Source organism: Pseudomonas cichorii (assembly GCF_018343775.1).
Taxonomy (GTDB): domain Bacteria; phylum Pseudomonadota; class Gammaproteobacteria; order Pseudomonadales; family Pseudomonadaceae; genus Aquipseudomonas; species Aquipseudomonas cichorii.
This window is the reverse complement of record NZ_CP074349.1, coordinates 1,025,006-1,047,828: the sequence shown is the minus strand read 5'-3', so window position 1 is coordinate 1,047,828 and position 22,823 is coordinate 1,025,006. Positions and strand designations below refer to the sequence as shown.

General features: G+C 57.8%; 24 protein-coding genes. 13 read left to right on the top strand and 11 right to left on the bottom strand.

The annotated features are described in order from the left end of the window. Window positions 1–206 precede the first annotated feature (206 nt). Window positions 207–476: a YebG family protein gene (locus KGD89_RS04750; protein ID WP_025258668.1), complete on the top strand. Its 270-nt coding sequence runs from the start codon at window positions 207–209 to the stop codon at window positions 474–476. 74 nt (window positions 477–550) lie between these two features. Here KGD89_RS04750 and KGD89_RS04745 read toward each other — a convergent pair whose 3' ends face one another. From KGD89_RS04745 to KGD89_RS04730, 4 genes are all read right to left on the bottom strand, one after another. After that, complete coding sequence (locus KGD89_RS04745; RefSeq protein WP_025258667.1) at window positions 551–1,654, bottom strand: dihydrolipoamide acetyltransferase family protein; 1,104 nt, start codon at window positions 1,652–1,654, stop codon at window positions 551–553. 18 nt (window positions 1,655–1,672) lie between these two features. Further along, a complete protein-coding gene (locus KGD89_RS04740) occupies window positions 1,673–2,659 on the bottom strand; it encodes an alpha-ketoacid dehydrogenase subunit beta (RefSeq protein WP_025258666.1) in 987 nt (328 codons plus the stop codon). Then, a complete protein-coding gene (gene pdhA / locus KGD89_RS04735; protein WP_025258665.1) occupies window positions 2,649–3,746 on the bottom strand; it encodes a pyruvate dehydrogenase (acetyl-transferring) E1 component subunit alpha in 1,098 nt (365 codons plus the stop codon). Before pdhA ends, KGD89_RS04740 begins: the two co-directional genes overlap by 11 nt. Window positions 3,747–3,840: 94 nt before the next feature. Then, entirely contained in the window at window positions 3,841–4,863 is a 1,023-nt protein-coding gene (locus KGD89_RS04730; protein ID WP_025258664.1) for a Leu/Phe/Val dehydrogenase, read from the bottom strand. A gap of 167 nt (window positions 4,864–5,030) precedes the next feature. On the opposite strand from KGD89_RS04730, the gene KGD89_RS04725 reads away from it, so the two are divergent. Next, window positions 5,031–5,834 carry a SirB1 family protein gene (locus KGD89_RS04725; RefSeq protein ID WP_025258663.1) on the top strand — a complete coding sequence of 268 codons (804 nt, stop codon included), beginning with the start codon at window positions 5,031–5,033 and terminating at the stop codon, window positions 5,832–5,834. An 18-nt stretch (window positions 5,835–5,852) separates the two neighbouring features. Here KGD89_RS04725 and KGD89_RS04720 read toward each other — a convergent pair whose 3' ends face one another. Next, a complete protein-coding gene (locus KGD89_RS04720) occupies window positions 5,853–6,413 on the bottom strand; it encodes a hypothetical protein (protein WP_038399752.1) in 561 nt (186 codons plus the stop codon). Window positions 6,414–6,611: 198 nt separating this feature from the next. Further along, complete coding sequence (locus KGD89_RS04715; protein WP_025258661.1) at window positions 6,612–7,064, bottom strand: flavodoxin; 453 nt, start codon at window positions 7,062–7,064, stop codon at window positions 6,612–6,614. A 204-nt stretch (window positions 7,065–7,268) separates the two neighbouring features. Here KGD89_RS04715 and KGD89_RS04710 point away from each other — a divergent pair, with 204 nt between their 5' ends. From KGD89_RS04710 to KGD89_RS04690, 5 genes are all read left to right on the top strand, one after another. Beyond that, on the top strand, window positions 7,269–7,874 hold the full coding sequence (locus tag KGD89_RS04710; protein ID WP_025258660.1) for a hypothetical protein: 606 nt from the start codon (window positions 7,269–7,271) through the stop codon (window positions 7,872–7,874). A 149-nt stretch (window positions 7,875–8,023) separates the two neighbouring features. Next, the gene (locus KGD89_RS04705) at window positions 8,024–8,593 is read left to right on the top strand and encodes an antibiotic biosynthesis monooxygenase (RefSeq protein ID WP_025258659.1); all 570 of its coding nucleotides are present in this window, start codon (window positions 8,024–8,026) and stop codon (window positions 8,591–8,593) included. Window positions 8,594–8,708: 115 nt separating this feature from the next. After that, entirely contained in the window at window positions 8,709–9,407 is a 699-nt protein-coding gene (gene folM / locus KGD89_RS04700) for a dihydromonapterin reductase (RefSeq protein WP_025258658.1), read from the top strand. A 40-nt stretch (window positions 9,408–9,447) separates the two neighbouring features. After that, window positions 9,448–9,744: a DUF1244 domain-containing protein gene (locus tag KGD89_RS04695; RefSeq protein ID WP_025258657.1), complete on the top strand. Its 297-nt coding sequence runs from the start codon at window positions 9,448–9,450 to the stop codon at window positions 9,742–9,744. Further along, window positions 9,737–10,078 (top strand): HopJ type III effector protein, encoded by a 342-nt coding sequence (locus KGD89_RS04690; RefSeq protein WP_025258656.1) that lies wholly within the window; start codon window positions 9,737–9,739, stop codon window positions 10,076–10,078. Before KGD89_RS04695 ends, KGD89_RS04690 begins: the two co-directional genes overlap by 8 nt. Window positions 10,079–10,152: 74 nt before the next feature. Here the strand turns inward: KGD89_RS04690 and trxB are convergent, their stop codons facing one another. Next, complete coding sequence (gene trxB / locus KGD89_RS04685) at window positions 10,153–11,115, bottom strand: thioredoxin-disulfide reductase (protein WP_025258655.1); 963 nt, start codon at window positions 11,113–11,115, stop codon at window positions 10,153–10,155. A gap of 396 nt (window positions 11,116–11,511) precedes the next feature. On the opposite strand from trxB, the gene cysZ reads away from it, so the two are divergent. From cysZ to KGD89_RS04670, 3 genes are all read left to right on the top strand, one after another. Then, the gene (gene cysZ / locus KGD89_RS04680) at window positions 11,512–12,237 is read left to right on the top strand and encodes a sulfate transporter CysZ (protein ID WP_025258654.1); all 726 of its coding nucleotides are present in this window, start codon (window positions 11,512–11,514) and stop codon (window positions 12,235–12,237) included. 290 nt (window positions 12,238–12,527) lie between these two features. Beyond that, the gene (locus KGD89_RS04675; protein WP_025258653.1) at window positions 12,528–12,851 is read left to right on the top strand and encodes a hypothetical protein; all 324 of its coding nucleotides are present in this window, start codon (window positions 12,528–12,530) and stop codon (window positions 12,849–12,851) included. 365 nt (window positions 12,852–13,216) lie between these two features. Further along, window positions 13,217–14,392, top strand: a complete 1,176-nt coding sequence (locus tag KGD89_RS04670; RefSeq protein WP_025258652.1) for a glycosyltransferase family 4 protein — start codon at window positions 13,217–13,219, stop codon at window positions 14,390–14,392. A 36-nt stretch (window positions 14,393–14,428) separates the two neighbouring features. On the opposite strand, the gene KGD89_RS04665 is transcribed toward KGD89_RS04670, so the two are convergent. Together KGD89_RS04665 and KGD89_RS04660 are read right to left on the bottom strand one after the other, a co-directional pair. Continuing rightward, entirely contained in the window at window positions 14,429–14,911 is a 483-nt protein-coding gene (locus KGD89_RS04665; protein ID WP_025258651.1) for a glutathione peroxidase, read from the bottom strand. Between the two features lie 125 nt (window positions 14,912–15,036). Continuing rightward, a complete protein-coding gene (locus tag KGD89_RS04660) occupies window positions 15,037–15,522 on the bottom strand; it encodes an FKBP-type peptidyl-prolyl cis-trans isomerase (protein ID WP_025258650.1) in 486 nt (161 codons plus the stop codon). Between the two features lie 13 nt (window positions 15,523–15,535). Between KGD89_RS04660 and KGD89_RS04655 the strand changes: the two genes are divergently transcribed. The 3 genes from KGD89_RS04655 (at window position 15,536) to KGD89_RS04645 (ending at window position 18,986) form a co-directional block, all read left to right on the top strand. After that, on the top strand, window positions 15,536–15,853 hold the full coding sequence (locus tag KGD89_RS04655; protein ID WP_122321707.1) for a DUF3565 domain-containing protein: 318 nt from the start codon (window positions 15,536–15,538) through the stop codon (window positions 15,851–15,853). Between the two features lie 66 nt (window positions 15,854–15,919). Continuing rightward, window positions 15,920–18,010, top strand: coding sequence for a phosphate acetyltransferase (gene pta, locus KGD89_RS04650; protein ID WP_025258649.1), 2,091 nt, complete (start codon window positions 15,920–15,922; stop codon window positions 18,008–18,010). Window positions 18,011–18,092: 82 nt separating this feature from the next. Then, window positions 18,093–18,986: an acyltransferase gene (locus KGD89_RS04645; protein WP_025258648.1), complete on the top strand. Its 894-nt coding sequence runs from the start codon at window positions 18,093–18,095 to the stop codon at window positions 18,984–18,986. A gap of 53 nt (window positions 18,987–19,039) precedes the next feature. On the opposite strand, the gene KGD89_RS04640 is transcribed toward KGD89_RS04645, so the two are convergent. Both KGD89_RS04640 and KGD89_RS04635 read right to left on the bottom strand, forming a co-directional pair. After that, window positions 19,040–19,747, bottom strand: a complete 708-nt coding sequence (locus KGD89_RS04640; protein ID WP_025258647.1) for an OmpA family protein — start codon at window positions 19,745–19,747, stop codon at window positions 19,040–19,042. A gap of 220 nt (window positions 19,748–19,967) precedes the next feature. Next, window positions 19,968–22,700 carry a LuxR C-terminal-related transcriptional regulator gene (locus KGD89_RS04635; protein ID WP_025258646.1) on the bottom strand — a complete coding sequence of 911 codons (2,733 nt, stop codon included), beginning with the start codon at window positions 22,698–22,700 and terminating at the stop codon, window positions 19,968–19,970. Window positions 22,701–22,823: the final 123 nt, after the last annotated feature.

Genomic DNA, 22,823 nt, shown 5'->3' with positions numbered 1-22,823 from the left:
CATGACACTCTGCACTGCTGCTTTTTAAAGCAGGAACAGGGCCATAGGCTATGGTTGAGAGCGCGACGGGTTGTCGCAAGGCACACCGGGCAGACAAAAAATGTGTTTTCAGGCCACTATTCAAGGGAAGCGGATTGGCTTATGCTAAACACTGTACAAAAATACAGTATTCATTAAATTTATCGCAAGGGCATGTGAGGTAGTGAATGGCCGTCGAAGTGGTATACCGCAGCAGCCGAGATCTGGAGCGTTTGTTCATGGATAAAGCCGAAGCTGATCGTCATGACAAGATGCTTGAACTCGCCGAGTTGCTGGCAACAGTGTTGAACAAGGCCGTGCCGTCGCTGACGGAAGCCCAGGTTGAAGAAGCCGGGATTTACATGGCAAAAAATCGCGACATCTTCGCCCGCGCCTTCAAGAGCCAGCCGGATGCCTTGAATGAGTTGTTGAGTGAAACCGAAGCTGAAACCGAGTGAATCGGGGGTTCGCGAATGAATTCGCTCCGTGGGAGCGAATTCATTCGCGAAAGATGCAACCTGTTACACCTCCATCATTCCGGCTTCTCCAGCTCATCCACCAGCGCCTTGAAGAATCGCGCTGCTTCGCCTCCCGTTACAGCTCGATGATCGAAGGTCAGTGACAGCGGCAGGATCGGGTGAATAACCACCTCTCCATTCATGGCCACAGGCTCTTCACGAATCCCTCCTGCACCAATGATTGCCACTTGCGGCGGTACGACAATCGGGTTGGCGTAACGCCCGAACAAGGTGCCGAAGTTGGACAGGGTGATGGTTGCGCCCATCATTTCCTGCGGCGGGATGGAGCGGGCTTTGACGTCGGCGCGCAAGCGACTCATGCCTTCTTTCAGGTCAGCCGCCGTTCGGTTGCCCACATCACGCAGCACCGGTACGAACAAGCCATCCGGCGTGTCGACGGCGATGCCCAGGTTGAGGGTTTCATGCTGCTTGATCGACAGGGATTTGCCGTCGAACCAGCTATTGAGCACCGGCTCCACCTTGCAGGCTTCGGCCATGGCCTTGCCCAGACGAATCAATGGATCACGGGCCTGCGCCCAGCGATGCAAGTCGGCATCACCAAAGATTGTTACCGGCACCACTTCAGCATGGGACTTGGCCATGTTCAGCGCCATGCTGCGCCGCACACCGCGCAAGCGCTGGCCGCCAAAACGGTCGCGCTCGATCTGTGCCGCCCGCTCGACATCGGCGCGAGTGATCAGGCCGTTATTGCCTGAGCCCGCCAGAGCGTTCAATTCCACACCCAGTTGCCGGGCCAGTTGGCGCACAGCAGGCGTGGCTTTTATGGACAGGTGTTCACGGGTCGAAGGCGCTGCACCGACACAGAACTGATCATCCTGGCTGCCGCCACCTTCAAGGCGTCCGACTACAGTGCCGGCATCGCCCTCGCCTTCAAAGGCCATCAGGGGTTCGCCCACATGCAGGACATCGCCGTCGCCGCCAAACAGTTTGGCGACCACGCCGTCATAAGGTGCGGGGATATCGACGATGGCCTTGGCGGTTTCGACCGAAACCACCAGTTGATCGGCACGCACGGTGTCACCTTCCTTGACGTGCCACTGGACCACTTCCGCTTCTTGCAGACCTTCGCCCAGATCGGGCAGTTTGAAATATTTCATCGCAAGCCTCCTTGGGCGTCAGGCGAAATCGAGCACGGTGTCGCAGGCATGCAGAATGTCTTCCACTGCCGGGATATAGAGCTGCTCCAGCCGGTACAACGGCGGTGGAATATCCGGGGCGGTGACACGCTGGATGGGTGCCTGCAGATCCATGAAGGCCCGCTCATAAAGGCTGGCGGCGATTTCAGAACCGACGGCACATGAACGCGGTGCTTCGTGGATGATCACGCAGCGCCCGGTCTTGCGTACGGAGGCTTCAAGGGTGTCGAGGTCCAGGGGTTTGACGCAGGCCACATCGATGACTTCTGCCGAAACACCGCGCTCGGCCAGCGCACTGGCTGCCTGCAGGGTTTCATGCACACTGGCGCCCCAACTGATCAGGGTAATGTCGCTGCCTTCACGCAAGGTGAAACAGCTATCGAGCGGCAAACGCTTGCCGTCGTCGATCAAGGGTTGCGGATTCATGCGATAGAGCCGGGTCGGCTCCAGGAAGATCACCGGATCGGGATCGTCGATGGCCGCCAGCAACAATCCATAGGCGCGGGCGGGTGAGGAAGGGATGACGACTCGCAAGCCTGGTACGTGAGCGAACATGGCTTCGGTGCTTTCGCTGTGATGCTCGGGAGCACGAATCCCCGCGCCCATGGGCGTGCGCAGCACCATCGGGCAGGAAAGGCGCCCACGGGTGCGATTGCGGATGCGGCTGGCATGGGAAACCAGATGCTCCATGGCAGCATAGATGAAACCCATGAACTGGATTTCCACCACTGGCTTCAAACCCTGTGCCGCCATGCCGACCACCAGACCGCCGAGCATGGTTTCCGCCAGAGGCGAATCGATCACCCGCTTGAAGCCGAAGCTGTCACGCAGCCCCTGAGTCGCGCGGAACACACCGCCATTCACGCCGACGTCTTCGCCCAGCACCACGACGTTTTCGTCTTCGGCCATGGCCCGGTGCATCGCCAGGTTCACGGCTTCCAGCAAGCTGACTTTTTCATTGGCCATGATGATCACCTCCGGCACGACGTGCAGCACGCTCCATGAACCACTCATGCTGCTCCGCCAGCGCGTCAGGCCATTTGGCGTAGACATGTTGCATGACGGACTCGGGAGACTGAGTGCCGGTGCTTTCAAACACGTCCACCGCGATTTGCACCAGGCCCTGGCACTCGCTGATCAGCGTCTGCTCGCGTCCTTCATCCCACACACCCTGGCTGACCATATAGGATTGCAGCCGTTTGACGGGCTCTTCCAGCCAGGCCTGCTTGACCTCTTCGCCGGAACGGTAGCGAGTCGCATCGTCGGCGGTGGTGTGGTCGCCCAGTCGATAGCTCAGGCATTCGAGCAACACCGGACCTTTACCTTTGCGTGCCCGTTCGAGGGCAATCTGCATGCGGTCGTAGACAGCGACTATGTCGTTGCCGTCGACTTGTTCGCCATGGAAACCCGCTCCGATGGCCTTCTGAGCCAGGGTCGGCGCGCCGCACTGGATGCGCCGGGGAACGGAAATCGCCCATTGGTTATTGTTGACGACAAACACCACCGGCAATTGCCAGGCGCCCGCGACATTGAGGGCTTCGAGAAAGTCGCCCTTGCTGGTCGCGCCATCGCCACAGGTGGTGACGGCCACGCGATGCTCGCCCCGGATCTTGAACGCGCTGGCCACGCCGCAGGCATGCAGGGCCTGGGTCGCAATCGGCACGCACAGGGGAAAGTCCTGGGCCACAGCAGGCTCGGCATAGGCACTGCCTCGCTCGTCTCCGCCCCAGTAAAGAAGGATTTCTTCCATGCGCACGCCACGCATCAGTTGTACGGCGGTGTCACGGTAATAGGGAACCAGTACGTCTTCGGGATGCATCAGGCTGCCAATGGCGACACCGATGGCTTCCTGGCCAAGGGTCGGCGCGTAAGTGCCGATACGGCCGGTGCGTTGCAGGGCGACGGCTTTCTGGTCGAACAGACGGGTAAGGACCATTTGCCGATAAAGGCGTGTCAGCAGGTTGAAGTCATCGGCCCAAGGGGGAAGCTCTCCGGTCAAGCGACCGTCGGGGGCCAGGTAACGGGTATACGCAAGCTTGATCTTGTTAGACATTCGCTACTCCAGTCACGCGGGGTATGCGTGGTGATCATGAATCGCTGCTTTTGGCGGCGAAGATCAGGTCGAACGGCTCCGGGATGGTGGGCCATCATTCGACATTCAGCAGGCGCTCTGCCAACGCATCGGCGATACACGCGGGTGAGCGTTTTTCGGCCTGTGAATGGGCATACACCTCCGTCAATCGTAGCCCGATTCGTAAAAGATGCGCGGTGATAGCGTTCTGATTTTCTCCTTTATGTTTGAGGGCTACATAAATGAGGCCGCCGGAGTTGATGACATAGTCCGGCGCATAAAGAATGCCGCGAGCTTCCAGTTGCTCGGCGACCTGCAAGCTGCTCAATTGGTTATTGGCGGCACCAGCCACTGCCGCGCAGCGCAGTTGCGGCACACTCTGGCAATTGAGAGCGTTGCCAAGGGCGCAAGGCGCCAGAATGTCGCAAGGCGTGCTCATCAAGGCCTCGCACGCGATGGGATGGGCACCGAACTGTTCCATGGCCAGTTGCACCTTGCCGCTGTCCATATCGCTGACCAGCAGATCGGCACCTGCTGCATGCAGCATTTCCGCCAGCGCATAACCCACATGGCCCAGGCCCTGAATCGCCACGCGCAGGCCTTCAAGATTGTCGCTGCCCAGACGCGCCATGGCCGTGGTGCGAATACCGGCGAAAACGCCCATGGCGGTATAGGGTGATGGATCTCCGGATTCGCTGGTGCTGGTGACATGCCGGGTGTGCATGGCCACGCAATCCATGTCTTCGCTGGAAGTGCCGCTATCCACTGCCGTGATATAGCGACCATCCAGGGTTTCAATAAAACGGCCAAAGGATTCAAAGATGGCAGCGCGGCTGTAAATGTGTGAAGGCCGCATGATCACCGCCTTGCCGCCCCCCAGCGGCAAACCGGCAAGAACCGCCTTGTAGCTCATACTTCTTGCCAAATGAATAGCATCTTCGATGGCGCTATCTTCATCTGGATAGGCCATATAACGACATCCACCCAGAGCTGGCCCCAGGCGGCTGCTATGAATCGCGATGACAGCCTTGAGACCTGTCTGCGGATCGCAGACCAGATGAAGAGCTTCGGTACGTGACCGTTGCATGAGAGCAAACATTGAATAGTGCTCCCCGGTTCTTGTTAATAAAGCGAGTATAGGCGCTACCGAGGAAAGCAACTGACCATTCAGGCATATGCAAGCACCGCTGGACGAAACCCGCAGCCAGGTTTAAAAGAATCATGGTTGTGAGTGTTTAAGACGAACGAGCCCACACGGAGTGGCCAATGACTCCACGACAGAACTGCCTGGCGTGCCTGCAGCGTACACCGCCCTCGGTGTTCGAGGCCGCGTTATGGATTTCGGCCGAACATGACTCACGGTTTCTGCCTCATCAGGTAACAGAAGAGGTCGATCAGTTGCAGCGCCAACTCAATACGGCGCTGCCGGTCTTGCCTGCCAGTGAACTGGCTCAGCCCTTGCTGCGCCAGCTCAACAGTCTGGGTTTCAAGCAGGACGACTGGAACCCTCCCAAACCGGAGTCGGCCCTGCTGCACAGGATCCTGCAACGTCGCCAGGGCCAGCCGCTGGGCATTGCATTGATCGCCATGGAACTGGCCAGGCGCCTGGGCATCACACTGGAAGGCGTCAACTTCCCCGGGCATTTCCTGCTGCGCGTACCCGGCGCCGATCACCTGCTGGACCCTTGCAGTGGACGTCGGCTGTACCCCAAGGATTGCCGCGAACTGCTGGTGCGCCAATTCGGGCCAGACATGCAATTGCAAGTCGAGCACATGGTAAAGGCCACGCCACTGGGTATGTTGCAGCGCATGTCACGCAACCTGCGGCATCTGCATCTGGTCAATGACGACTTCATGGCATCACTCAAGGATGCCGACCGGATCGTCGAACTGGGCCAGGCCACCAGTCACGATCACCTGGCCCGCGCCAGCCTGTATCAAACCCTCGAATGCCCGCAGGCAGAACGCTTCGATCTGGAACATGCACTGCTGCTGAGTAACGACCCTGTACAACGCCTCAAGGTGGTGGAGAGGCTGAGTCAGTTACCGCCCAGCAGTGCATTTCATTGACGGCAGAGTCTGATATTTTTACTTGTCAGGCCTCGGAATCAAGGGAGGCCTTCCGGTTTTCTCTGCTTCCTTGATTTTCATCATCTCCATGCTGGTGCCGGTGGTAGCAAAGGTGTACAGGTTCTGGATGACATGAATGGCCTTGACGTAATCGGGCAATAGAATCTTCGCATAAGGGTCGCCCATCAAAGCCTTGTTTTTCATCTCGGCAATTCGCTCGGCGAAAAACTCCAGGGCATTTATTTGCTTGTCCGGGTTTACAGCTTTGCCCTTCTTGTCGAACTCGTCTCCGGTACGGCTCAAGAGTTCTGCCGTGTGATTATCGATAAACCCGCCGTTATAAAGCCGCATGCCCGCTCTGGTCAGTTCCTTGGGCGTGATCTGCTCCGGATTAAAGCCCTTGAAGAGCGGCTTCATGCTTCTTTTTTCCATCACCAGCAGGCTGATGGCACCAAAATTAGTGCTGCTGGCCTCTTGCAGTATCTGGCTGATCTGGGGCGCGTTTATCTTGGCGGCTTCTTTCTTGGGAGGCGCTTTTATAGAAAACTGTGGCAAGTTGCCAACAATAGACTTTGGCATTTGATACTCCTTATTCATCGAGTGGGCACTCTTTGAATATCGGAGCAGAGGAGAATCAATTAATAGCCGGATAAAAATCCATCCACATCCTACTTATTGAATACCTCTATCTTACAAATTAAAAAGAAAAAACCTCTCTTGCACTATAAAAGACACTGAAATGCATGAGCACTCCAGCGCCCTATTCAATACAACGGTTTACCCCAGGTGCTTGATGAACTCTGCCAGCCAGGGCTCGGCATCGCTTTCCGGCGTAACGCTTTCGCTCGCATCCAGCCGCAGCATTTCCTGCACCTCAACTGCGCCCAGCTCGGCGAACAACTCGCGTATCTGTTCGCCGCCGCCACAGAAAGTATCGCCATAACTGGCATCGCCCAAGGCAATTACACCGGCGGGCAAGCCTCTCAGGAAGGCCGGCAGGACATCGCGAAGCTGTGAATAAAGAGGCAGGAGATTGTCAGGCAGTTCGCCCATTCCTGTGGTCGAGGTCACGGCCAGCAAGGCCTGGGGCTCGAAGGCCTGCAACTCGGCCAGTGTGATGCGCGAGTTGTACACGGTTTCATGACCCGCATTGCGCAGAAGCGCGCCAGCATGACGGGCAACCTCTTCGGCCGATCCATAGACCGAGCCGGAAATGATAGCGACTCTCATGACAAATCCTGTGGCAGAGTAAAAGAGTCGGACATTATGCCTTATCGATCCTGCGACTGACTTTGCATTTTGCAGCGGTAGTCTATCCCCAGGTCTCCTGCAAAATTTTCGGGAGCGATTCTGAAGAAACTGACGAACGGTCAGAACAGAAAAAGGAATTTACGGTCTTTTTTCTTATCGTCCACTGTTCCGTTCGAGTTCATCATGCAACCCGACTCAATCCTCACCCAGGCTGAGCTGGATTTTATCCAGAGCATGCAGCACAACCCCAGGCTCAACGTGCGTGACAGCACGCGCAGCCTGATTGTGAATGGTGGCGTGCAGATACAGAACCTGCTGACTCGCCTGGCAGCCCATGAACAAGTGACGCTCCACGCCCAGTTTGAAGATCAGCAGATGAATTTCCCTCTGCATCTGGTCGAGGATGAATTTCATGCTCTGCATCTGGAACTGGGCACCCCGACCATTTTTGAAGAAGGCCCGCAGGTTCGCCCCTGGCGCCTGATACTGCCCGAGCCCATTGCGCTGGAGACCGAAAAAGGCGCACTGACCTCGCTTTGGGTTCATGAGGTTTCGTCCAAGGGTGTGCTGCTCGAATACCGCAAACCGAAAAAACCGCCCAGGCAGTTCAGCGCCTGGTTCAGCCCGTCTGGCAACACTCCGATCCCCCTGAAAGGAACACTGGTGCGCATGACCACCAATGGCTTTGGCGCTTATCGATTGAATCAGGACAGCAAGGAAGACTCCGAACGCTTGCTGCGCTACCTGCACAAACAACATCAACGCCTGCACCCCGCCATGCACCGTTAAGACCTCGCACTGCACCGATAGCTTCTCGCCGCGTTTTCAGGAACAATCCTTGCTTGTTTCAAAGCGAAGCTGACACCGCCCCACCACCCCGGAGCCGTGTCATGTGACTTCCCTATCCGGGAATCTCACTCGTCTATCGGAGATACACAATGTCTACCCCTCCCGTCACCTTGATGGTTGCACGCCGCGTTGCCCATGGTCGTTACCAGGAACTCATGACCTGGCTGCACGAAGGCGAACAACTTGCTACCGATTTTCCCGGATATCTGGGCTCCGGTGTCCTGGCGCCTCCGCCGGGAGATGATGAATTCCAGATCATTTTTCGCTTCGCCGACTCTGAAACCATGCACGCCTGGGAGCATTCGGCCTCTCGACGCTCATGGTTGGTGCGCGGCAGCGGACTTTTTGCCCAGCCACAAGAGCGCCGGGTCAGCGGCATCGATGGCTGGTTTGGAGCGGCCAATCAACGCCCGCCCCGCTGGAAACAAGCGGCGGCCATCTGGCTGGCGTTCTTTCCTGTCTCGCTGATATTCAATTTCCTGCTGGGGCCGTTGCTCAGTCATCTGGAGCTGGTCCCGCGCATCATGATCAGCACCCTGATTCTCACGCCGCTGATGGTTTACTGGTTCATTCCACTGTCCACATACCTGCTGGCCGACTGGTTGAACAAGTTGCCGTGCGAGCCTGAAGCAGCAGGTAAATCGGTCGGCGGCAATTGATGTAAAACAGCGGTTTCAAGAGCTTGCCCGCACTCTCGGCACAACTTCAGTTATGCTGGAGCCTTTGAGTCGGGCAGGTCTCATGCTCGAAAAACCTTGAAGCCAACTGCACCGAATGAATAAGACAATCCTTGTAACCGGCGCCAGCCAGCGAGTCGGCCTGGAACTGGCCATCCAGTTGGCACAGGCAGGCTATAACGTCATCAGTGTCAGCCGCACCCTGCTAGAGAATTCGCCTCACCCCAATATCGTGCAATTTCAGGCTGATCTGGGCGTGGAGCAGGATCGCCTGGCGCTGATCGACTACATCACCTCCAACTACGATGGCCTGCGTGCAATCATCCACAACGCTTCGTTGTGGCTGGACGACAGTCTGGAAAACCTGAACATCATGTTCAGGCTCCATGTCGAAGCGCCTTACCATTTGAACCTGGCACTGGGTGAGTTGCTGGCCGGGCCGGAAAAAACCGACATCATTCATATCTGCGATGACACCTCGTCTCGCGGCAGCAAGAGCCACATCGCCTATGCAGCCACCAAGGCCGCCCTGCAGAACATGGTGCTGTCGTTCGCCGAGAAATATGCACCCGACATTCGCGTGAACGCGATCCTGCCGGGGCTGCTGATCCTCAAGCCGGACAGCGACGAAGACTATCGCCGCCAGACGCTGAAAAAGGCGCTGCTGCAATTCGAGCCTGGCGCAGAGCCCTTGATCGAAGCCGTCTTCTATCTGCTGGAAGCCCGCTACACCACAGGAAGCAGTGTCGTCATCAATGGTGGTCGACACCTGAAGAAAGGGAGATCCGGTGAATGATTCATTGCCTCCCCTCAATCCCTAGCCAACAGAGCCCATCATGACCGAGCAACAACGCCTCGAACTTGAAGCAGCCGCCTTCCGCCGCCTGGTCGCGCACCTGGACAGCCGCAAGGACGTCCAGAACATCGACCTGATGAACCTCTCAGGCTTCTGCCGCAATTGCCTGTCCAAATGGTACAAGGCCGCAGCCGACGAGAAGCAGATCGATGTCAGCCTCGACGAGGCACGCGAAGTGGTTTACGGCATGCCGTACAACGAGTGGAAAGCCCAATACCAGAAAGAAGCCAGCGCCGAACAGAAAGCGGCGTTCGCCAAGGAAACCAAGCATGACTGATCTGAATACCCTGCGTACCAGCCTCAAGAGCGGCGAACACGCCTTTGCCGACACCCTGGCATTCATTGCGGCAGGCTATGACTATCAGCCTCAAGCGTTCAAGAACGGTAGCGTCGAAAACGCAGCCGGTCAGAACGAAGGCTCGTGCAAGACACTGGGCCTGGCTTTGCTGGAAGGCTTGAGCGACGAAGAAGCCCTGCTGGCTTTCGGCGAGCATTACCGCTCGGTACAAGCCACGCCAGAAGGTACGGACCACGGCAATATCCGGGCACTGATCGCCCATGGCCTGGCCGGTGTGAAGTTTGAAGGTGAGCCGCTTAAGCGCAAGGGTTGAAACGCATACCCCCGTGGGAACGGATTCATCCGTGAAGTCTTCGCGAATGAATACGTTCCCAGGGGGTTTGCAGATCAGAACGAAGCGTTCGCCAGACCGTCCAGGTAACGCTCGACATCCAGTGCCGCCATGCAGCCCGCACCGGCAGAGGTGATGGCCTGACGGTAAACGTGGTCAGCCACATCGCCCGCTGCAAACACACCTTCCACGCTGGTCGCAGTGGCATTGCCTTCACGACCACCGTGCACAACCATGTAGCCGTCTTTCAAGGCCAGTTGACCTTCAAACAGCGAAGTGTTCGGGGTATGGCCGATCGCGATGAACACGCCGTCGACTTTCAGCTCATCGCTGGTGCCGTCGTTGTTCTTCAGGCGAGCACCGGTCACACCCATGTCGTCGCCCAGCACCTCATCCAGGGTCGCGTTCAGCTTGAGCTCGATCTTGCCTTCGGCCACACGTGCGTGAAGCTTGTCGATCAGGATCTTCTCGGCGCGGAACGTCTCGCGGCGGTGAACCAGAGTCACCTTGCTGGCGATATTGGCCAGATACAGCGCCTCTTCCACAGCGGTGTTGCCACCACCCACCACAGCCACTTCACGGTTGCGGTAGAAGAAACCATCGCAGGTGGCACAAGCGGAAACGCCCTTGCCCATGAACGCTTCTTCAGAAGGCAGACCCAGGTAGCGAGCGCTGGCGCCAGTGGCAATGATCAGGGCATCACAGGTGTAAACGGCGCTGTCGCCGGTGAGGCTGAATGGCTTGCCGGCCAGATCCACGGAGTTGATGTGGTCGAACACGATTTCGGTTTCGAAACGCTCGGCATGCTCGCGCATACGCTCCATCAGCGCAGGACCGGTCAGGCCATGGGGGTCGCCCGGCCAGTTATCGACTTCGGTAGTGGTGGTCAATTGACCGCCAGCCTGCATGCCGGTGATCAGCAAAGGCTTGAGGTTGGCGCGTGCGGCATACACCGCAGCGCTGTAACCGGCAGGGCCGGAGCCGAGAATAATCACTCGGGAATGACGTACGTCGGACATGACACACTCCTATCGACCGACCGGTTTGCCGCGGTCGGAACGGCTGGATAAAAAAGGACTGCCGAAACACTTGGGGAAGTGCTTTGTAACTCGACAATCCTGAAAGTTCTGGAGCTGCGACTCGTGCCGCAACAATGCATTACACGCTCAAGGCGTCAGCCGTCATGCCTTTTTACCAGTACACTCATTGATGACTCCATCGAAAGTTGAAAAGGATAGGTCATGAAATTGGTGCAAAGCCTATCGGGGTGAAGAAGGGTAAGGAAATATCGATTCACAATCCACCTAATAGGCCACTTCTATGCACAACGCCCCTCATCATGAGCCGATGACAGCTCTTTCAAGCGCCCGGCAAAGTCGGTAAGGTCGGGCGTTTTCCATTTTTCGGAGGCTGCCATGCCCGCCCCTGCCCTGACAGGCCCGCAATACCTGAAAGAAGGCCTGAAACTGATCCTCAGTCCCAGCCTGCGTCTGTTCGTCCTGCTGCCGCTGAGCATCAACCTGGTGCTGTTCGGTGGCCTGATCTATCTGGCCCTGCATCAGTTCGGTATCTGGGTCGATGCCTTCATGCCGACGTTGCCGCACTGGCTGAGCTTTCTGAACTACATTCTCTGGCCACTGTTCGTGACGCTGGTGCTGCTGATGGTGTTTTTCACCTTCACCATGCTGGCCAATATCATCGCTGCGCCCTTCAATGGCTTTCTGTCCGAGAAAGTCGAAGCCGTGATTCGGGGCAAGGATGAATCGCCTGACTTCAGTTGGTCAGAGCTCGCCGCCATGATCCCCCGAACCCTGGCACGCGAGGCCCGCAAACTGGGTTACATGCTGCCGCGCATGCTCGGGCTTTTCATTCTGTCGTTTATCCCTGTGGTCAACCTGATCGCCGCCCCGCTCTGGCTGCTGTTCGGGATCTGGATGATGGCTATCCAGTACATCGACTACCCGGCGGACAACCACAAGCTGGGCTGGAACGAAATGCTCGACTGGCTGAAAAGCAAACGCTGGCAAAGCCTAAGCTTCGGCGGCATCGTTTATCTGGCGTTGCTGGTGCCGATGCTCAATATCCTGATGATGCCAGCGGCGGTGGCCGGTGCGACGTTGTTCTGGGTGAGAGAACGCTGATTTTTACAGGAGCGCATGGAGGCGCTCCTGAAACTTATAAAAAGAAACATCCCACGCAACAAAAAGAGCACTCTTTTACGCCTCTATAAAACAACTTAAAAACACTGGCAATACATTACCGGCACGGGCAAAACCTTGCAGTGATATCAAAACAAAACAAGCTGTAGGATCTTCATGTAGGACACTTGTTAAAACCCCTTAAACACTAAGCATCACCTTCCGTTAAAAACAAATTATAAAAGCTGGCACCCTCTTTGCTCTCCTGCAATAAACCCACAGGATGCAACACCATGGAAGTCAAAACAAAAACTGCCGCTGCACAAACCGCTTACAAACCTGCCGCACTGGAAAGAATTCCTGAACCGCGCTCCAGCCGTTTTGCCCAGATTTTCAGTAACGCTAAAAAAGCGGCATCAGGCCCCGGCACCGCAATCATCCCGGCAGCCGCAACGCTGACCCGTCTGGTACAGCCACGATCCACCTTCTTCCTGCAAAGCATGACCCCGGAACAAAGGAAGTCCGCCGTCAACGACAAAGACTTCGAGCCCAGGCCAGCAGCGCTGGAAAGAGTGGCTAGCCCGCAGAGCCGTCAACTCACGCACGATGCTGTTTAGTCTGAATGGAGTCGAAAAATGCACACTCATACCGATTCACCATTTATCAATGTCACAAGCCTGGGGCCGCGATCAAAAACAATGGCGACTGCGCAAACCCTGGATTTCAATGACTGTCTTCCTCAGAAGTTCAAAGACATGGCCCATTGGTAATTTGCTCTCCACAGAACTTATATAAAACGCTACTCATGTAGGACCGGATTTATCCGGGAAGGCGTTATATCTACCAAGAAAGATGTAATGAATGGGCGGGCCTCTTCCCGGATAAATCCGGTCCTACACGCAGATCCAGCTTTATGGGACCCGTCACAAATCCATCACCCAACAGCCACATAACCGACATGCAACAGGTCGAGACTGCTCCCATGAGCAAAATTCTGCATGTCACGCTTATCACTGAAACCTTCACTCCCGAGATCAATGGCGTCGCCAATACGTTGGGGCGGCTGTGTGACGGGTTGCGTTTGCGCGGGCATCAGGTCGAGTTGATTCGGCCGCGTCAGGGTGAGGAGGCAGGTTTTGCTGCCGACGACTTGATGCTGTGCCGTGGGTGGCCGATACCGGGTTATCCGGGTTTGCAATGGGGTCAATCTTCGATGCACAAGCTGTTGCGTCGTTGGCAGCGGCGACGTCCGGATGTGTTGTATATCGCGACCGAAGGGCCGTTGGGGCTTTCTGCGTTGCGAGCGGCCAGACGGCTGGGGATTGCGGTGATCAGTGGCTTTCATACCAATTTCCCGCAGTACACCCAGCAATACGGCATGGGGTTCATTACTCGCTTGCTGACTCATTACCTGCGCTGGTTCCACAATCGCTCGCGCATGACGCTTGTCCCCAGTATCAGCCAGAAGATGGAGCTGGAACGGCGTGGTTTCGAGCGGATCGAGTTGTTGTCTCGCGGCGTGGACAGCCAGTTGTTTCACCCTTCAAGACGCTCGCAGGCACTACGCGAAAATTGGGGGTTGCAGGTGGGTGATACCGCCATCCTGCATGTCGGCAGGCTGGCACCGGAAAAGAACCTGGGCTTGCTCAAAACGTGCTTTGAAACGCTGAAAGCGAGCTATCCACGGCGCACTCTGAAACTGATTGTGGTCGGAGACGGGCCGCAACGTGCCCCTCTGGAACAGCAGATACCCGATGCGATTTTCTGCGGGACGCAGCGCGGCGAGGCACTGGCAGCGCATTACGCATCCGGCGATCTGTTTCTTTTTCCAAGCCTGACCGAGACATTCGGCAATGTCGTGCTTGAGGCTCTGGCCTCAGGGCTTGGCGTGGTGGCCTATGATGAAGCGGCTGCCGGGCAGCATATTCGTCACGGTCACAATGGCGCGCTGGCCATGCCCGGTGACGAAGAGGCATTCATTGATGCTGCACGCTGGCTGGTGGAAGACAGTGAAGCCCTGCGCAGGGTAAGGCTCAATGCCCGCAAGCATGCCAGTCGTCAGGGCTGGACGACGATTATCGATCAGTTCGAGCAGCAGTTGTTGAGCGTCAACGACAGCGAGGCCAGGGAACGGAGCGTCAAACCCGTTTCAGGCTGATTGCCGGGCAAGCGCAAGGCCACCCGGCAGACGGCGTCAGGCCAGGGCCTTTTCGATGGCCTGGATAACCACAGGATCATCCGGCGCCATGCGTGGCGAGAATCGGGCAATCACGGCACCGTTGCGACCGACCAGAAACTTCTCGAAGTTCCAGGTGATATCGCCAGGAAACTCGGCGCCCTCTCCGGCCAGCAGACGATACAGCGGATGGCGTTGCGCTCCGTTGACCTCGAGCTTTTCGCCCAGTGCGAAGGTCACGCCATAATTGAGTTTGCAGAACTCCTGGATTTCCTGCTCGGAACCAGGCTCCTGTCCGGCAAACTGATTGCACGGCAGCCCCAGAACGCTGAAGCCCTTGTCCTTGTACTGCTGGTAAAGGCTTTCAAGCGCTGCATATTGTGGCGTGAGCCCGCATTTGGAGGCCACGTTGACGACCAGGACCACTGTGTTCTTCAAAGGCGCCAGAGGCAGCTCCTGCCCGTTCAGCGCCTTCAATGTAATGTCGTGAAAAGCACTCATGAAATCCTCTCCCCCTTGAAGCCCGAGCGAACCAAAAAGGCGCCGTGGCAGACCCGCGTAACGAAAGTCGTCATCGCAGAACAGCCAGGGCGCCTTTGTCAGTTACCTGAGCTTAGCAGCACAAATCAGTGCTGATGACCGCCTTCACCATGAATGTGGCCATGAGCCATTTCTTCTTGGCTGGCATCGCGAATGTTCACGATCTTGACTTCGAAGTTCAGGCGCTGACCCGCCAGTGGGTGGTTGCCGTCGACGGTGACATCGTCGCCATCCAGGTCGCGAATGGTCACGATCTGCATGCTGCCGTCCGGGCCGGAAGCGTGGAACTGCATGCCGACTTCCAGTTCGTCGACACCTTCGAACATGCTGCGGTTCAGGGTGCTGACCAGCTCGGCGGAGTATTCGCCGTAGGCATCTTCAGGCTCGATGGCAACTTTCAGCTCGTCACCGACGTCTTTGCCGACCAGTGCCTTTTCCAGGCCCGGGATGATGTTGCCGGCGCCATGCAGGTAGACCAGCGGAGCACCGCCGGCAGAACTGTCGATGACCTCACCAGCGTCGTTGGTCAGGGTATAGTCAATAGAGACAGCCTTGTTGGCGGCGATCGGCATGGGGCAGGACCTTTTGCTTAAGATTGAAGAACGCGCAAGTTTAACCAAGCCATCGCTCGAAAGCGAACGCAACTCTGACAGACGGCCCCGATTGGAAAACTCAACGGTTATCGATTTTCGGCAGGATGAAGACGGTCACTGGATCGTGGTGTTGTCCTGCGGGCACACACAACACCTTCGCCATCAGCCTCCTTGGCAATCCCGTGCCTGGGTACTGGACCCTGAACAGCGCCAGCAAAAAATAGGTCGGGGCTTTCACTGTGGCTGGTGTGCGAAGTCGTCAGATAACGATAGTCTTGGCGCCGAGGAGTCGCGCCAGACGACTTCCTGATTTTTTTCTGGTCGAAGGGTTGTCCATTTCGCCTCGACCATTGCACTGCTCAATCGAGAAGCCGGTATGCAGACTTTTTTCATCTCCCCCACGGATTTTGGCGTGGGTTTGACCTCCATCAGCCTTGGCCTGGTTCGCACCCTTGAACGCGCGGGCCTGAAAGTCGGTTTTTTCAAGCCGATTGCACAACCTCATCCGGGCGATCTCGGCCCTGAACGCTCCACCGAACTGGTGGCCCGCACCCACGGCCTCAAGCCGCCCAAGCCTTTGGGGCTGGCGCATGTGGAACGCATGCTGGGCGATGGCCAGCTGGATGAGTTGCTGGAAGAAATCATCAGCCTTTATCAGCAGGCAGCCATCGGCAAGGATGTGCTGATTGTCGAGGGCATGGTGCCCACCCGTAGCGCCAGTTATGCAGCACGGGTCAACCTGCACCTGGCCAAGAGCCTGGATGCCGAAGTGATTCTGGTGTCCGCACCGGAAAACGAAGTGCTCACCGAGCTTTCGGGCCGGGTCGAATTGCAGGCTCAACTGTTCGGCGGGCCGAAAGACCCTAAAGTGCTGGGCGTGATCCTCAACAAGGTACGCACCGAAGAAAGCATGGAAGTCTTCGCGGCGCGCCTGAAAGAGCATTCCCCGCTGCTGCGCAGTGGCGATTTCCGCCTGCTGGGCTGTATTCCGTTCCAGGCCGAACTCAATGCTCCGCGCACCCGTGACGTGGCGGAGTTGCTGGGTGCCCAGGTGCTCAACGCCGGGGACTACGAACAACGGCGCATGTCGAAAATCATCATTTGCGCCCGAACCGTGCTCAACACCGTGCCTTTGCTCAAGCCCGGCGTTCTGGTGGTCACACCGGGCGACCGCGACGACATCATCCTGGCAGTCAGTCTGGCGGCCATGAATGGCGTGCCGCTGGCCGGTCTGTTGCTGACCAGCGACACCGTGCCCGACCCGCGCATCATGGAGCTGTGCCGAGGTGCATTACAGGCCGGTTTGCCGGTGCTGTCGGTGAGCAGCGGCTCGTACGACACGGCCACACGCCTGAACCAGTTGAACAAGGAAATCCCCATCGATGACCGCGAGCGCGCGGAAATCATCACCGATTTCGTTGCCAGCCATCTGGATGCCGCCTGGCTGCATCAACGCTGCGGCACGCCGCGGGAGTTGCGCCTTTCGCCTGCGGTGTTCCGCTATCAGTTGATCCAGCGCGCCCAGGCCGCCAACAAGCGCATCGTGCTGCCTGAAGGCAACGAGCCACTGACCATTCAGGCAGCAGCGATCTGTCAGGCGCGCGGTATTGCCCGCTGTGTCCTGCTGGCCAAGCCTGAAGAAGTCCAGGCGGTTGCCCAGGCGCATGGCATCGAATTGCCGCCGGGGCTGGAGATTCTGGACCCGGACCTGATTCGCGAGCGTTACGTCGCGCCGATGGTCGAACTGCGCAAGAACAAAAGCCTCAATGCTCCCATGGCCGAGCAGCAACTGGAGGATCCGGTGGTGATCGGCACGGTGATGTTGGCGCTGGATGAAGTGGACGGCCTGGTGTCGGGCGTCGTTCACTCCACTGCCAATACCATTCGCCCGGCCCTGCAACTGATCAAGACCGCCCCCGGCTGCACACTGGTTTCATCGGTATTCTTCATGCTGTTCCCCGAGCAGGTGCTGGTATACGGCGACTGCATCATGAACCCGCATCCAAGTGCTGGCGAACTGGCAGAAATCGCCCTGCAGAGTGCCGACTCCGCCGTGGCATTCGGCATTGCGCCACGGGTCGCGATGATCAGTTATTCCAGTGGCAATTCCGCCAGTGGCGAGGAAGTGGAAAAGGTGCGCGAAGCCACCCAGCTGGCTCGTGAAACCCAACGCAGCCTGCTGATCGACGGCCCGTTGCAGTATGATGCCGCCGCCAACGAAGACGTGGCTCGCCAGTTGGCACCGGACAGCCCGGTGGCCGGACGCGCGACGGTATTCGTGTTCCCGGACCTGAATACTGGCAACACCACGTACAAGGCGGTGCAGCGCAGCGCCGACTGCGTGAGTCTCGGCCCGATGCTGCAAGGCCTGCGCAAACCGGTGAACGACCTGCCACGCGGCGCCCAGGTCGACGACATCGTCTACACCATCGCCCTGACTGCGATTCAAGCAGACACACTTTCCTGATACACATCACGATGCCATCTGTGCAGACTGCCGTTGTGCAGTCTGCACCGCTTCCCATTATCATCTGGAGTCACTATCCGTCATGGATTCCCTGCCTGCCCCATTGCGCGGTGTCATTGCCTCGCTGTTGTTGGCGCTCAACACCATTGCCTGCTGCGCAGTGCTGTTCGTGGTCACCGTCTTCAAGATCTGCCTGCCCTTCAAGCCTGCCCAGCGCCTGACCGACTGGCTGATGATTCACATCCAGGAAACCTGGATCAGTTGCAACAATGCCTGGATCAGGCTGCTGGGCCGCACGCGCTGGCAGTTGAGCGGCCTTGAAGGGCTGGATTACGAGCACTCGTACCTGATCACCAGCAATCATCAGAGCTGGGTCGACATCATGGTTCTGCAGTACGTACTCAATCGACGTATCCGCCCGCTGAAGTTCTTTCTCAAGCAGGAGCTGATCTGGGTGCCGCTGATTGGCCTGGCCTGGTGGGCGCTGGGCTTTCCGTTCATGAAGCGCTATTCCAAGGCCTATCTGGCCAAACACCCGGAAAAGAAAGGCAAGGACCTGGAAACCACTCGCCGCACCTGCGCCAGATTCCGTCATAACCCGGTGGGCATTTTCAACTTTGCCGAAGGCACACGCTTTACCAAAGCCAAGCACGCCGAACAGAACTCACCGTTTCGCAACCTGCTCAAGCCCAAGGCCGGCGGGCTCGCATTCGTACTGGATGCCATGGGCGAACAGCTTGAGTCGATCGTCAACGTCACCATTCATTACCCAGGCGGGCAACCGGGCTATTGGGACCTGCTGTGTGGCAACGTGAAAGAGGTGGTGGCGCACTTTGAAGAAATACAGATCCCGCCGCAGTTCATCGGCAAGAACTACGATCAGGATCAAGCCTACCGGCTGGAGTTCCAGCAGTGGATCAACGGGTTGTGGGAAGAGAAGGATCGTTTGCTGGATCGGCTCAAGGGCTTGAGCTGATCCATCGCGAATGAATTCGCTGAGTAGGAGCGAATTCATTCGCGAACAATTGATTACTGCTGATACTGCTCGTACTGCTGCCCCGGAATCGGCTTGAGGTTGACCTCGACACGACGGTTCTGGGCGCGGCCGTTGACATCGGCGTTGCTGGCAATCGGCTGGTCGGGACCGGCTCCCCGCACTGACAGACGAGCAGCATCCACACCCTGGGAAGTCAGGTAAGTGCTGACGCTCTGGGCACGTTGCAACGACAGGTCCATGTTGTGCTGGCGGCTGCCAGTGCTGTCGGTATAACCCACGATCTCGATGTTGCTCTGGCTGTACTGCTTGAGCGAGCCCGCCAGATTATTGAGCGGCGAATAGAAACTGCTGGCGATGGAAGAAGAGTCAGTGGCGAAGGTGATATTGCCCGGCATGATCAGCTTGATCTGGTCACCCTGACGCTGAACCTCCACACCGGTATTGGCCATGCTCGCCCGCAGAGCGGCTTCCTGCTTGTCGGCGTAATAGCCGTAGCCTGCCGAGGCGGCGCCGACCACTGCTGCGCCGATCAATGCGCCTTTGCCACGGTTGTTGTGATCGATTGCCGCGCCCGCCAGGGCACCGGCCAGTGCTCCAAGGCCGCCATACTTGGCGGTCTTGTTCATCCCGCCCGAGCTTTGTGCCTGCCCTTGATTGCTGTCGTAGGGGTTGGGCGATGCACATCCGGAAAGCATGGCCACAGCAAGAGCAGCAAGAATCAAATGGCGCGAGCTAGACATTGATGAAACTCCTGATTTAACGAACGCTAATGACCGGATTAGAGCATGACATCCGTCAAAAATTCCTTAACGCCACCTGAACCGTTTCCGGCCAGAGGGCCATGCAGGCGGGTGGTGCAGGGTTAATAGCCCAAAAAATATTTAACTCGATATTGCGCCCCCCCTCACGCACTCTTCTGCCTGTAGAGCCTGACGACATCACTCAAGCCTTGAGAAACGATCACCCCAACAGCCCAAGAACTTTCGCCCTCGCCACTGCCTGAGTGCGGCGCTCGACGCCGAGCTTGCTGTTGATATGGCTGGCGTGGGTTTTGACGGTGTGCAGGGAAATGAATAACTGCTCGCTGATTTCCTGATTCGAACAGCCTTGGGCAATGAGTTGCAGCACGCCCAGTTCACGTACGCTCAGGCTGTCGCTGCCATGTGACAGCTCGACAGCGGGCGGCGCGAGGCATGATGGGAGTTTTTCCAGCAGAGCATCGCGCACAGAACAGGGAGCTCGTTGCAGCAGTTGCTCGCGCAGCCACAGCGGGTGGCCGTCGATCAGCTCATAGAAAGGCAGCAGCGCACCGCCTTGCGCCGCACGCCGACTACGGCCCAATAGCTCGCACGCCTCATGCTGCCGGGCATTGTCCAGCAGCAGGCGGATGTGCTGATTGATTGCATTGAGGCTCAGCAATTGCGCGCCCATGGCCTGGGCGTGCTGATCCAGTTCCTGCAAACGTTGCGCAGAGGCACAGGCATCACCGCGAATCCGTTCCAGGGTTGCGCGCAACAATTCGACCTGTTGCGGCAGTTGTGGATAACACTCCGGAGCCGCCGTCGCCAGCCCGCCGCTGTATGTCTGGGTCAGGCGCAGCAACCAGGCTTCGGCCAGGTCGATGCGCCCTTGCACCAGCCACAGCTCGCATTTGACCAGGGTGATCATCGCCAGATAGTAGATCGGCGGCACATCCCAGATGTGCATCAACCGCTCGGCTTCGCCAAGCTCGACGAAGGCTTCGGCAAAGCGCCCTTCACGCCCTTCCAGACCGGCAATCACGCAATGCCCGATCAGCACGCTGATATCCCGGCAGGCTCGCGCTTCGACCAGACCCGCGAGCAATTTCGCACGTCCGGCATCGGCCTGCATACGAAGGGTCAGCAGATAACCTTCGTAAATCGTCAGGCGTGCCCGCACGGCATACAGGCGCGATGCGGGTAAACCCTTGAGACGTTGCTGCCCCTGACGGACTTCGTCCAGCGCACGAAGTATTTCACCACGGGCCTGCAACACTCTGGCGCGGTCGTAATGCGCCAGCGCCTCGAATAAAGGATTGGCCACCCGCTGCGCCAGTTCGAGGGCATCGCGGTTCAAGGCCCGGGCGCGCAGCAGGTCGCTGTTGGCTATCGCCAGATTGGCAAGGGTGGACAGACACACCAGCCGCTGGCCATAGCGTTTTTCCGGCAGGCTGTGCAGTGCTTCGTTGCAATAACGCTCGGTCTTTTCGCTGTCACCGCGACCACGGGCAATGATGCCGCTCAGCGCCAGCCACTGGGCGAGCATGGATTTTTGCGCAGTGGCAGACGGCGCTGGCAGAAAGCGGCTGAGATTTTCGGCCAGCTCTTCGGCTGCATCCAGTTGACAGGCCAGCGCCAGCGCCCAGGCATAGAGCACAATCAGGCGCGGCGTGCTGGTCAGCAAGCTGTCCGGCAAATCCATTCTCCAGCGCAGCAGCATGCCGACATTCTGCTCGGCCAGCAGTTGCTCTTCGGAAAGGTTCTGTACCAGGTTGGCGGCAACATCCAGATGACCGGCGCGTAATGCCTGCTCGATGGCTTCGTCCAGCAGGCCTTGTTCGTTGAACCAGCGGCAGGCATTCAGGTGCAGGCGATTCTGTTGCGGGCCTGCGCCCTGACGGGCTCGCAAAAGATCGGAGAACAGATGGTGATAACGAAACCAGCGCCCCTGCTCATCCAGCGGGACCAGAAACACCTGATGCGCCTGCAGATAGCGGAGCATTTCAGCGCTGTCATGGGTTTCCCGGGAGGCATCGCACAATTCGCTGCAAAAGCGTTCAAGGCAGGCGGTTTCATAAAGAAAGGCCTGAACATCGGCAGGAAGGCAGTCGATGACTTCCTCAAGCAGATACTCACCGATCAAGATCTCGCCATCGCGCAGGGCTTGCGACACAGCAGGGCCATCGCCGGCTTCAGACGCCGCCAGAAGCCAGAAGCGCAGCCCTGCAACCCAGCCTTCGCTGCGTCGGATCAGGCTGCGCTGGGCATCGCTGTCCAGTGAGCAGCTATGCCGGTCGAGCACCGCCAGGGATTCGGCGTCGGTCAGTCGCAAGTCGCTTTCATTGAGTTCAAGCAATTGCCGGGACAGGCGCAGGCGCGCCAGATGCCAGTTCGGACGCTGCCGACTGGTGACCATGACCACCAGCCCGGTGGGCAAGTGGTTGAGGAAAAACTGTACGCAACGATCCAGCACCGAGCCCTGCACCAGATGGTAATCATCCAGGACCAGCAGCAAGGGTTTGCTCAGCATCAGGTGCATGGCCAACTCATCCAGCAAGCCGTCGAGCCACTCCTCAAAGGCAAAGGGCTGATTGCGTTGGCGCATCTTCAGCAAGCCCATGGCCTGCTCGCCCAATTGCGGAAAGAATTGCTGCAACCCGGCCAGCAACCGTTCAAGAAAACGGCCCGGATCACTTTCGCGAGGGTTCAGGCCCAGCCATATGCTCTGCCATTGGGCTGGCAGATTCTGGCAAAACTCCACGGCCAGCGAACTCTTGCCGAAACCGGCAGGCGCGCAGATCAGCAACAGACGCCCAGACAACCCTTCGGTCAGACGTTCGCACAAGCGGGAACGAGGCAGATAACCATAGGGCAAGGGAGGCCGAAAGAATCGTCCTTCCAGTGCGGAGGTTGCGCTACCTGCGATGCCTTGCATACGGGACAGATCAGTCATGGCCAGCTCTTCAGGAGTATTGTTTCGCCATAGCAGCTGTCCGGAGACTAGCGGGTAACACCGACCTTTTGAAGGAAGCGACCGAAAAGTCCGTAACAAAATTCCTACAATTTGTGAGCCGAA